The organism is Mycolicibacter sinensis, from assembly GCF_001667945.1.
Lineage (GTDB): Bacteria > Actinomycetota > Actinomycetes > Mycobacteriales > Mycobacteriaceae > Mycobacterium > Mycobacterium sinense_B.
The window spans coordinates 21459-31672 of record NZ_LZJK01000123.1 but is presented as its reverse complement, the minus strand read 5'-3'; the positions used below and the strand labels follow the sequence as shown (position 1 = coordinate 31672).

Here is a 10214-nt window from a genome sequence, read left to right as displayed (position 1 = left end):
TCTTTCAACGCCAGCAACCACCGGCGACAATGCCCCACGCGTGGCCGCATGACTTGACACGACCCACAGCCAGCTAAACCACTCGGTTCATCCGGCGGTTCCAGCTTCGCCTCTCCTCCGTCGAGCCTCGCTAAACCGCCGGTAACTGTTACCGGACCACGGAGTTTGCTGGACCGGGCCGTATTATCTATGACGTCTAGTGAATGGGAACCCGCGATAGTGGCAGAGCAGCTTCGGGCCGGGGTCGCTAAGACTGATGGTCGTAAGCGGCGCTGGCACCAACATAAGGTCGACCGGCGAAATGACCTGATCGACGGAACGATCGACGCGATTCGGCACCGCGGCCGGTACGTGAGCATGGATGAGATCGCCGCGGAGATCGGCGTATCCAAGACGGTGCTCTACCGCTACTTCGTCGACAAGAACGACCTGACCACCGCGGTGATGATGCGCTTCGCGCAGACCACGCTGATCCCCAACATGGCGGCGGCGCTGTCGTCGAACCTGGACGGCTTCGATCTGGTCCGCGAGATCATCCGGGTGTACGTGCAGACGGTGGCCCAAGAGCCCGAGCCCTATCGGTTCGTGATGGCCAACAGCTCGGCGTCCAAGAGCAAGGTGATCGCCGATTCCGAACGCATCATCGCCCGGATGCTCGCGGTGATGCTGCGCCGCCGGATGAGCGTGGTCGGGATGGACACCAGCGGGGTCGAGCCGTGGGCGTACATGATCGTCGGCGGGGTGCAGCTGGCCACCCACTCCTGGCTGCTGGACCCGCGGATGAGCGCCGATGACCTGATCGACTACCTGACGATGCTGAGCTGGAATGCGCTGTGCGGCATCGTCGAGGTGGGCGGGTCGCTGGAGAAGTTCAACGCCGGGCCGCACCCGCCGCCGATGCTGCCCTGGCGACGGGCGGCCCAGGCTCAGTAGGTGTAGAAGCCCCGGCCGGACTTCTTGCCCAGCTGGCCGGCTTCGACCATGCGCAGCAACAGCGGCGGCGCGGCGTAGAGCGGCTCCTTGAACTCCTCGTACATCTTGTCCGCGATCAGCTTGAGGGTGTCCAGGCCGACCAGGTCCGACAGCCGCAGCGGGCCCATCGGGTGCGACAACCCGGCGACAATGGCCTTGTCGATGTCCTCGACGGTGGCGAACCCGGACTCGAGCATGCGCACCGCCGACAGCAGGTAGGGCACCAGCAGCGCGTTCACCACGAAACCGGAGCGGTCGCTGCAGCGCACCACCTGCTTGCCCAGCACCGCGCCGGCGAACTCCTCGGTGCGGGCGGCGGCGGCTTCGTCGGTGACCAGCGTGCTGACCAACTCGACCAGCGGCAGCACCGGCACCGGGTTGAAGAAGTGCAGGCCCAGCACCCGCTGCGGGTTCTTGGTGGCAGCGGCGATCTTCATGATCGGGATGGACGAGGTGTTCGACGCCAGCACCGCGTCCGGGTCGGTGATCACCCGGTCCAGTTCGGCGAAGATCTTCGATTTGACGGTGTCGTCTTCGATGACGGCCTCGATGACGAGCTGCCGGTCGGCCAGGTCGGCCAGATCGCTGGTGAAGGTCAGATTGGCCACGGCGTCGTCGCGCTCGCGTTCGGTGATCTTGCCCGCGCTCACCCCGCGCTCCAGCGACTTGACGATCCGGTTGCGCCCCGCGGTGATCAGCGCATCGGTGGTCTCGAAGACCTTCACCTCGACGCCGGCACGCGCGGACACCTCGGCGATTCCGGCGCCCATCTGCCCGGCTCCGATGACACCTACTCGTTGGATCGACACTGTGTTCCTCTCAGTCTTGGCACGGCAGCAACAGGCCCCGCCCAGGCTGGCTGGGCGGGGCCTGCGCTGTCAACTCCCCCGCGGCACAATCCGACAAGCACCGCGGAAGTCTTCTCCTTGCGCGAGCGCGCGTGTCTGTACGCCGACACGCCGTGTCAGGGCGTACCACTGCGCACATTCACCCCCGGAAGGGTCAGTGGAACTGACCCTCCTCGGTCGAGCCGGCCAGCGCCGTGGTCGACGACGTCGGGTCGACGGTGGTGGCGATCCGGTCGAAGTAGCCGGCACCGACCTCGCGCTGGTGCTTGGTGGCGGTGTAGCCGCGGGACTCGGCGGCGAACTCGCGCTCCTGCAGCTCCACATACGCGCTCATCTGGTTGCGGGCGTAGCCGTGAGCCAGGTCGAACATCGAGTAGTTCAGCGCGTGGAAGCCGGCCAGCGTGATGAACTGGAACTTGAAGCCCATCGCCCCCAGCTCGTTCTGGAACTTGGCGATGGTCGCGTCGTCCAGGTGGGCCTTCCAGTTGAACGACGGCGAGCAGTTGTAGGCCAGCATCTGGTCGGGGAACTCGGCCTTGACGCCCTCGGCGAACTTTCGGGCCAGCTCCAGGTCCGGCGTGCCGGTCTCCATCCAGATCAGGTCGGCGTAGGGGGCGTAGGCCTTGGCCCGGGCGATGCACGGCTCCAGGCCGTTCTTCACCCGGTAGAAGCCCTCCGCGGTCCGCTCACCGGTGATGAACGGCTGGTCGCGCTCGTCGACATCCGAGGTGATCAAGGTGGCCGCCTCGGCGTCGGTGCGCGCGATCACCACGGTCGGCACGCCGGCCACGTCGGCAGCCAGGCGAGCCGACGTCAGGGTGCGGATGTGCTGCTGGGTGGGGATCAGCACCTTGCCGCCCAGGTGGCCACACTTCTTCTCCGAGGCCAGCTGGTCCTCCCAGTGCGAGCCCGCGACGCCGGCGGCGATCATCGCCTTCTGCAGCTCGTAGACGTTGAGCGCGCCACCGAAGCCGGCCTCGCCGTCGGCCACGATCGGGGCCAGCCAGTTCTCGACCGAGGTGTCGCCCTCGACCTTGGCGATCTCGTCGGCGCGCAGCAGCGCGTTGTTGATCCGGCGCACCACCTGCGGCACCGAGTTGGCCGGGTAGAGGCTCTGGTCGGGGTAGGTGTGCCCGGACAGGTTGGCGTCGCCGGCGACCTGCCAGCCGGACAGGTAGATGGCCTTCAGACCGGCCCGGACCTGCTGGACGGCCATGTTGCCGGTCAGCGCACCGAGGGCGTTGATGTAGTCCAGCTCGTGCAGCTGCTCCCAGAGCACCTCGGCGCCGCGGCGGGCCAGGGTGTGCTCCTCGACGACGTGGCCCTGCAGCGCGACAACGTCCTCGGCGGTGTAGGTGCGGGTGACGCCCTTCCAGCGCGGGTTGTGGTCCCAGTCGTGCTGGATCTGCTCGGGGCTCTTCGGCGTGCCAACGGTCGACATGGCAACTCCTTCGTGTTCGCGCGATCGCCGGGCCGCTTATCGGACTTGCTAACACCCCGACGAATTCACTGGTGTGTTAACGCGACCTTGGCACACCACATCGGCCCAGGTCCACTGGTTTTCGTTGCCAAGTTTGGCTAAACAGTACGGTCGTTATGCGAAGTTTGCGAAGAATATGCTGGACGCCCTCTCGTGATCCGGACAGGCCAAGCTACCAGCCGGTAACATATCTGCACAGGTCAACGCCGGTATTAGCAGTACGCCCGTACTGACTAGAACGTGTTACAACGCAAAGATCGCGGCGATCGCCTTGACTTCTTCGCCCACCAGGTATGTGAGCGTTCTAACAGCGCGATCAGCCAACTCGGACCCGAACCGATCCGTGGATCCGGCCGGGTGAACATGCGAGACGATCTCTAGTTTGTCGCCGAGCGCGACCGCGGCGTCGTGTTCGAGCGTGACCCGAAGCGGCGCGGCGAGCAGGTCCGGATAGCTCGACAGGTAGTCCTCGACCACGCTCCAGTACACCGCGTTGTTCATGTGGTCGAACAGGTCGATGTCGGTGAAGCGGACCGGATACTCGTGGATCTCGGCCGCATCCTCGCGGCCACCGGCTTTCAGGTACGCCTTCCAGCGCAACCGGTCGACACTGGTGGTGCGTTTGAGGCCGGCCAGGAAGTCCTCGGAGATCCGCGCCGGCCCCTGGGTCTCGCGGTTGATGTTGATCCAGAACGCCTCGGACTCGATGAGGCCACCACTGCGCTTGCCGTCGATGCGGACCCGCATCTCGCACCAGCGGTTGGAGGTGCCCGAGCACCAGCGCCGCACCCGCAGCATGTCCTGGAATTGGACGGGTGCGATCAGGTCCATCATGGTGCGCCGGACGATCCACAGCGGGTGGGTGGCCTCGTATCCCATCTCCCGCAGCTGATCCTGGCCGATGTCCTGGATGTGCCGGGCGGCCGCGTCCATCCGCAGCCGGCCCCGCCGGTCGATGTCGGCCACCCGCAGCGGCCACTGCCGGTCGAACACGTCGGGGTGTGGGTCCGGCACCGGCATCAAAACCTTCGCCAGACCGGTCGGCTGATCTGTCTGCTGCATCGACGCTCCCCGTTGGTTTTCCCCGAGCGATCATGCCATGCCAATAATGCGAATGCGGCCTTCGCAGCAGGTAGGCTCGGCGAAGTGGCCAAAACGTACGTCGGCTCCCGGGTGCGCCAGCTGCGCAGCGAGCGCGGGTTCAGCCAGGCCGCCCTGGCGCAGATGTTGGAGATCTCACCGAGTTACCTCAACCAGATCGAGCACGACGTCCGGCCGCTGACGGTGGCGGTGCTGCTGCGCATCACCGAGGTCTTCGGGGTCGACGCCACCTTCTTCGCCTCCCAGGACGACACCCGGTTGGTCGCCGAGTTGCGCGAGGTCACCATGGACCGCGACCTGGACGTCGACGTCGCGCTGACCGAGGTGGCCGAATTGGTCAGTGCCCACCCCAAACTGGCCCGGGCGATGGTCAACCTGCACCGCCGCTACCGAATCACCACGGCGCAACTGGCCGCGGCCACCGAGGAGCGCTACACCGACGGCAGCGGCACCGGCGCGATCACCATGCCGCACGAAGAGGTGCGCGACTACTTCTACCAGCGCCAGAACTACCTGCACGAACTCGACACCGCCGCCGAGGAGCTGGCCACCCGGATGCGCCGGCACCAGGGCGAGTTGGCCGTCGAGTTGGCCAACCGGCTCACCGAGGTCCACGGCGTGCACATCAACCGCCGTATCGACCTCGGCGATACCGTGCTGCACCGCTACGACGCGGCCACCAAGATGCTGGACATGGGCCACCATCTGTCCTGGGGCCAGCGGGTGTTCAAGATGGCCGCCGAGCTGGCCTACCTGGAATTCGACGACCAGATCTCGGCGATGGTGGAAGAGGGCAAGTTCACCTCGAAGGACTCTCGCACGCTGGCCCGGCTGGGACTGGCCAACTACTTCGCGGCGGCGATCGTGCTGCCCTACGGGCAGTTCCACGACAGCGCCGAGACGTTCCGCTACGACATCGAACGGCTGTCGGCGTTCTACCGGGTCAGCTACGAGACCATCGCCCATCGGCTGTCCACCCTGCAGCGGCCGTCGATGCGGGGGGTGCCGTTCTCGTTCGTGCGCGTCGATCGGGCGGGAAACATGTCAAAACGCCAGTCGGCGACCGGTTTTCACTTCTCCTCGTCCGGCGGTACCTGCCCGCTGTGGAACGTCTACGAGACTTTCGGCAATCCGGGAAAGATCGGCGTGCAGATCGCCGAGATGCCCGACGGCCGCAAATACCTGTGGGTGGCGCGCACCGTCGAACGCCGCGCCGCGCGGTGGGGCCAGCCGGGCAAGACGTTCGCGATCGGGCTGGGCTGCGAGCTGCGGCACGCCCACCGGCTGGTCTACTCCGAGGGCCTGGATCTGCACGGCGAGAACGCCACCCCGATCGGGGCGGGCTGCCGGGTCTGTGAACGCGACAACTGCCCGCAGCGGGCGTTCCCGGCGCTGGGCCGCGACCTCGATCTCAACGAACACCGCAGCACGGTGTCGCCGTATCTGGTAAAGCAACACCGGTGACAGCTCGCATCCCCGAAGCCCCCGGCCTGCGCGACCTCGGTCTCGCCAACTGGCTGGTCTGCAAAGTCGTCGCCGCCCGGCAGCGGGTGCCGCGCGCGCACCTGTTCACCACGCTGGGCCAGCACAAGCGGTTGATGTGGTCCTGGCTGCCGTTCGGCGGGGTGCTGATGCGCGGCGGCAAGCTGTCCACCCGCGACACCGAGTTGGTGATCCTGCGGGTGGGCCACCTGCGGGACAGCCAGTACGAACTGCAGCACCACCGCCGGATGGCCCGGGCGGCGGGCTTGGACGACGCCACCCAGGACCTGATCTTCGAAGGCCCCGGCGCGGCCGGCCTGGACGACCGTCAGCGCACCATGCTCACCGCGATCGACGAGCTCGTGGGAACCCGCACGTTGTCGGATGGCACGTGGGCGGCGTTAGCGGAGCACCTGGACCGCCCCCGGCTGATCGAATTCGTCATGCTCACATCGCAATACGACGCGCTGGCCGCGACGCTGAGCGCACTGCGGGTGCCGCTGGACTTCGACGAGTAGCGCTGCGTGAGCGCTACCGTTAGCCATGACCTGGCGGTCGCCGGGGGCGGGATCCTGCTGATCGCGGCCGTGCTGATCGTCGTCGGGCGGGTGCTGGTGCGTCGGGGTGCCGACCCGCTGGTCACCCGCAAGGTTCCGCACGCGCTGTGCGGGCTGTTCGCCGCCGTGGCCGCGTTCCAGCTGTCGCACGGGGCGGTGGTGGCCGGGGTGTTGGCCGCCGCGACGCTGGCGTTGGCGGTCATGGTGGAGCGGGGTCTGGTTCCGGTGCCCGGCGTGTTCGACGGCACCCGGTCCCGCGACTACGGGCTGGTCGGGTTCGCCGCCGGGGCGCTGGTCGCGGTGCTGGCGTTCTGGCCAGATCGGGTGGCGATCGCCGCAGGTGTGGTGGTGCTGGGTCTGGCCGACGCGGGTGCGGCACTGATCGGACACCGCTTCGGGCGCCACCCGGTGACGGCCGGTGGTGGCGTGCGAACCCTTGAGGGCTCGATGGCGTTCGTCGTGATCGCCTTCGCGGTGTCATGGGGGTTTTGCCGCCTCGGGCTCGAATTGAATTCGTTTATGGCGGTAACGGTTTCAGTCTTCGTCGCGTTGACGACGGCGGCCGTGGAACTGCTGGTGGCCCCGGCGGCGGACAACCTGCTGATCACTCCGTGGGTGGCGCTGCTGCTGCACGCGGCGCGCGAGCTGTCGACCGACGACGCGCTGCGCTGGCTGGCGGCGGCCGTATTCGGCTGCGCCATCGTGCCGTTCATGCTCCGGATGCACTGGCTGGATCTGCCGGGCGCGCTGTGCGGTGGCCTGATCGCCGGTGTCGCCGTCGGTCTCGGCGGGTGGGCGTGGATCATCCCGGCCGCCGTCTTCTTCTCACTGACCAGCCTGCTCACCGGCTATCGCCGGCCCGGCCGGTCGCAGGGCATGCGCCGCCTGAGTCAGGTCGCGGTCAACGCCGGCCTTCCAGTGCTGATCCCGGTGATCGGCTATGCGTTCACCGGCGATCCGGTCTGGTACGCGGTGTCCATCGGCGGGATCGCCGCCGGCATCGCCGACTCGTGGGCATCCGAGATCGGCCGGTTCTCCCACCGGGAGCCGGTGTCACTGCGGGCCTTTCGCCGGGTCCCCAAGGGCAGCTCGGGGGCGGTCTCTCCGCTCGGTTCGGGGGCGACCGTGCTGGGAGCGTTATCGGTCGGAAGTTTCGGCGCGCTGTTCGGTGGGCTGGCGATGGTGCCGGTCGGCTTGGCGGCCGGGATCACCGGCTCCCTGGTGGACACCCTGATCGGCGCCAGCGTCCAGGCCCGCTTCCGGTGCGCCGGATGCGGCGCCACCGTGGAGGACCGCCTGCACTGCGGGTCGCCGACGCAGCCGTCGTCGGGGTGGCGGTGGGTGGACAACGACGTCGTCAACGCCTGCGCGAACCTCAGCGGCATGGCGGTGGGGTTCGGAGTCTTCGAATTGCTGCAGTAGCGCCGAGCCTGTCGTTAGCGCGGAAAAGTTCGAGAAGACTCTCCGCTAACGACAGTCGCGCGTTGAACTCGAAGGACTCAGAAGTTGATCATGTGACCGGTCAGCCCGTGGAAACACTCCTGCAGCGCCTCGGACATGGTCGGGTGGGTGTGCACGTTGCGGGCCAACTCACCTGCGGTCAGATCCCATTTCTGCGCCAGAGTCAGCTCCGGCAGCAACTCGGAGACATCGTGGCCGATCAGGTGCCCACCGAGCAGTTCGCCGTAGCGGGCGTCGGCGATCAGCTTGACGAACCCGCTGGGATCGCCGGCACCGTGCGCTTTACCGTTGGCGGTGAACGGAAACTTGGCCACCTTGACGTCGTAGCCCTCGTCGCGGGCCTGCTGCTCGGTGAGCCCGAAGCTGGCCACCTGCGGCTGGCAGAACGTGGCCCGCGGCATCATCCGGTAGTCGCCCAGCGGCATCGTCTCCGCACCGGCGATGGTCTCGGCGGCCACCACGCCCTGAGCCTCGGCGACGTGGGCGAGCTGCAGCAGACCGGTGACGTCGCCGATCGCGTAGATGTGCGGCACCGACGTCTGCAGGTACTCCCCGACGCCGATCGCGCCCCGATCGGTCAGCGCCACCCCGGCAGCCTCCAGGCCGTAGCCCTCGACGTTGGGCGCGAAACCGATGGCCTGCAAGACTTTCTCGGCCTTCAGCGTCTCGCTGTTGCCGTCCTTGCTGACGACGACGGCGACCGTCGACCCGTCGTCTTCAATGCTTTCCACCTTGGTTCCGGTGCGGATGGTGACGCCCAGTTTCTTGAACTGCTTCTCGATCTCCTTGGACACCTCGGCGTCCTCGTTGGGCAGCGCCCGCGGCAGGAACTCGACGATGGTTACCTCGACGCCGTAGTTGGCCAGCACGTAACCGAACTCCATGCCGATCGCGCCGGCGCCGGCGATGACGATCGACTTGGGTAGTTCCCGGGTGAGGATCAGCTGCTCATAGGTGACGACGTTGTCCGACAGCGACGTGCCGGGCACCAGCCGGGTGCTGGAGCCGGTGGCGATGATGGCGTGGTCGAAGGTCACCGATTCGGTGCCACCCTCGTTGAGGGCCACCGACAGGGTGTGTGCGTCGGTGAAGGTGCCGTAGCCGTGGATCTCGGTGATCTTGTTCTTCTTCATCAGGAAGTGCACCCCGGCCACCCGGCCCTCGGCGACCTTGCGGCTGCGGTCGAAGGCCGCCCCGTAGTCGAAGGTGGCCTCGCCGGTTATGCCGAAGGTTTTGGCTTCCTTGGTGAAGATGTGCGCCAGTTCCGCGTTGCGCAGCAGCGCCTTGGACGGGATGCAGCCGACGTTGAGACAGACGCCACCCCAGTATTTGGGCTCGACGATGGCGGTGTTGAGGCCCAATTGGGCGGCACGAATGGCCGCGACATATCCGCCGGGGCCGGCTCCGAGAACAACGACGTCATAGTGGGTCACGGATTCACCCTAGCGGCGTTCGGAAGCGCGGCGGCCCGCAGCCATCCGTCGCTGAGCATCAGTACGGGATGATCCCGCCGACGCAGCGGCTCACGTGCTGGCAGAAGTAGTGGCCGTACAGCGGCGCCGCGGCGACGGCCGAGGCGAACACCGCCGACATCAGCGCTATCGCCACCGCCGCCACCAGCGGTTTCTCGCCCACCATCGCCGTGATCAGCCCGGCGACGATGCACACGGCCGCGTAGACCACCACCACGAACACGGCCGGGGTCTTGTCGGCCAGCGAATACCACCAGGAGAACAATCCCAGCCCGATACCGGCCGCCGGGATCCAGACCGCAACCAGAACCAGCGCCAGCTGCCACCATTTGAGGAAGCGGTATTGCCCCTCGACCACGACCGGCTTGGGCGGCTTGACCGGTGCCGGCCCGACCTTCGACTCGGGCTCGCCCGGCTCAGGTTCCAACACCGCCTCCGACTGGGACGCCGGCCCGGGCAGCGGCGTCGGATGCGGGCCGGTGTCAAACGCCGGCGGCCAGTGCGGTTCCGTCATCGGCAGCGCCCCGGTGTCAGTGGTCTCAGACACCCGAGACCGCCTGAATCGCCGCCAGGGCCCCGAACCAGCCGACCGCCAGCGCGAGCAGAAACGCACCCACTGCGGTTACCCAGCGGCGCGAGGACACCAACACCAGCACCAGGCCCGCGACGCTGGGCACTCCGAGCACCAACGCGATGACGGCGTCCGGGCGCACGTGAGCGGTGATCAGCAGCGTCGTCCCGACTCCGGTCAGCACACCGACGGCGGTCCCGACCAGCATGATGCTGCTCAACAGCCAGGGGCGCGGCAGCGGAATCACACCAGCAGATTTTACGACCGCAG

General features: G+C 67.3%; 10 protein-coding genes. 4 read left to right on the top strand and 6 right to left on the bottom strand.

Going from position 1 to position 10214, the window contains the following annotated elements; all coding sequences use genetic code 11:
• Positions 1–189: 189 nt before the first annotated feature.
• Positions 190–933, top strand: a complete 744-nt coding sequence (locus A5694_RS16080; protein ID WP_419179763.1) for a TetR/AcrR family transcriptional regulator — start codon at positions 190–192, stop codon at positions 931–933.
• Here the strand turns inward: A5694_RS16080 and A5694_RS16075 are convergent.
• The 3 genes from A5694_RS16075 to A5694_RS16065 form a co-directional block, all read right to left on the bottom strand.
• The gene (locus tag A5694_RS16075) at positions 927–1781 is read right to left on the bottom strand and encodes a 3-hydroxybutyryl-CoA dehydrogenase (protein ID WP_082952705.1); all 855 of its coding nucleotides are present in this window, start codon (positions 1779–1781) and stop codon (positions 927–929) included. The two genes, A5694_RS16080 and A5694_RS16075, sit on opposite strands and share 7 nt — an antisense overlap.
• 193 nt (positions 1782–1974) lie before the next feature.
• Positions 1975–3261: an isocitrate lyase gene (aceA, locus tag A5694_RS16070; protein WP_064922929.1), complete on the bottom strand. Its 1287-nt coding sequence runs from the start codon at positions 3259–3261 to the stop codon at positions 1975–1977.
• A 282-nt stretch (positions 3262–3543) separates the two neighbouring features.
• Complete coding sequence (locus A5694_RS16065) at positions 3544–4362, bottom strand: acyl-[acyl-carrier-protein] thioesterase (RefSeq protein ID WP_064922927.1); 819 nt, start codon at positions 4360–4362, stop codon at positions 3544–3546.
• Positions 4363–4446: 84 nt separating this feature from the next.
• On the opposite strand from A5694_RS16065, the gene ramB reads away from it, so the two are divergent.
• From ramB to A5694_RS16050, 3 genes are read left to right on the top strand one after another with little or no spacing between them, the layout of a single operon-like run.
• The gene (ramB, locus tag A5694_RS16060) at positions 4447–5865 is read left to right on the top strand and encodes an acetate metabolism transcriptional regulator RamB (RefSeq protein WP_064922924.1); all 1419 of its coding nucleotides are present in this window, start codon (positions 4447–4449) and stop codon (positions 5863–5865) included.
• Positions 5862–6401 carry a carboxymuconolactone decarboxylase family protein gene (locus A5694_RS16055; protein WP_064922922.1) on the top strand — a complete coding sequence of 180 codons (540 nt, stop codon included), beginning with the start codon at positions 5862–5864 and terminating at the stop codon, positions 6399–6401. Before ramB ends, A5694_RS16055 begins: the two co-directional genes overlap by 4 nt.
• 6 nt (positions 6402–6407) lie before the next feature.
• Complete coding sequence (locus A5694_RS16050; protein ID WP_064922920.1) at positions 6408–7862, top strand: DUF92 domain-containing protein; 1455 nt, start codon at positions 6408–6410, stop codon at positions 7860–7862.
• A gap of 77 nt (positions 7863–7939) precedes the next feature.
• On the opposite strand, the gene lpdA is transcribed toward A5694_RS16050, so the two are convergent.
• From lpdA to A5694_RS16035, 3 genes are read right to left on the bottom strand one after another with little or no spacing between them, the layout of a single operon-like run.
• Positions 7940–9334, bottom strand: coding sequence for a dihydrolipoyl dehydrogenase (gene lpdA, locus A5694_RS16045; protein WP_064922918.1), 1395 nt, complete (start codon positions 9332–9334; stop codon positions 7940–7942).
• Between the two features lie 58 nt (positions 9335–9392).
• On the bottom strand, positions 9393–9920 hold the full coding sequence (locus A5694_RS16040; protein ID WP_064922916.1) for a hypothetical protein: 528 nt from the start codon (positions 9918–9920) through the stop codon (positions 9393–9395).
• Positions 9913–10191, bottom strand: a complete 279-nt coding sequence (locus A5694_RS16035; RefSeq protein WP_064922915.1) for a putative holin — start codon at positions 10189–10191, stop codon at positions 9913–9915. Before A5694_RS16035 ends, A5694_RS16040 begins: the two co-directional genes overlap by 8 nt.
• Between the last annotated feature and the right edge of the window lie 23 nt (positions 10192–10214).

Bases quoted from the DNA above. Each gene is read 5' to 3' on its own strand.
- A5694_RS16080 (WP_419179763.1), top strand. From the start codon at position 190: ATGACGTCTAGTGAATGGGAACCCGCGATAGTGGCAGAGCAGCTTCGG.
- aceA (WP_064922929.1), bottom strand. From the start codon at position 3,261: ATGTCGACCGTTGGCACGCCGAAGAGCCCCGAGCAGATCCAGCACGAC.
- A5694_RS16065 (WP_064922927.1), bottom strand. From the start codon at position 4,362: ATGCAGCAGACAGATCAGCCGACCGGTCTGGCGAAGGTTTTGATGCCG.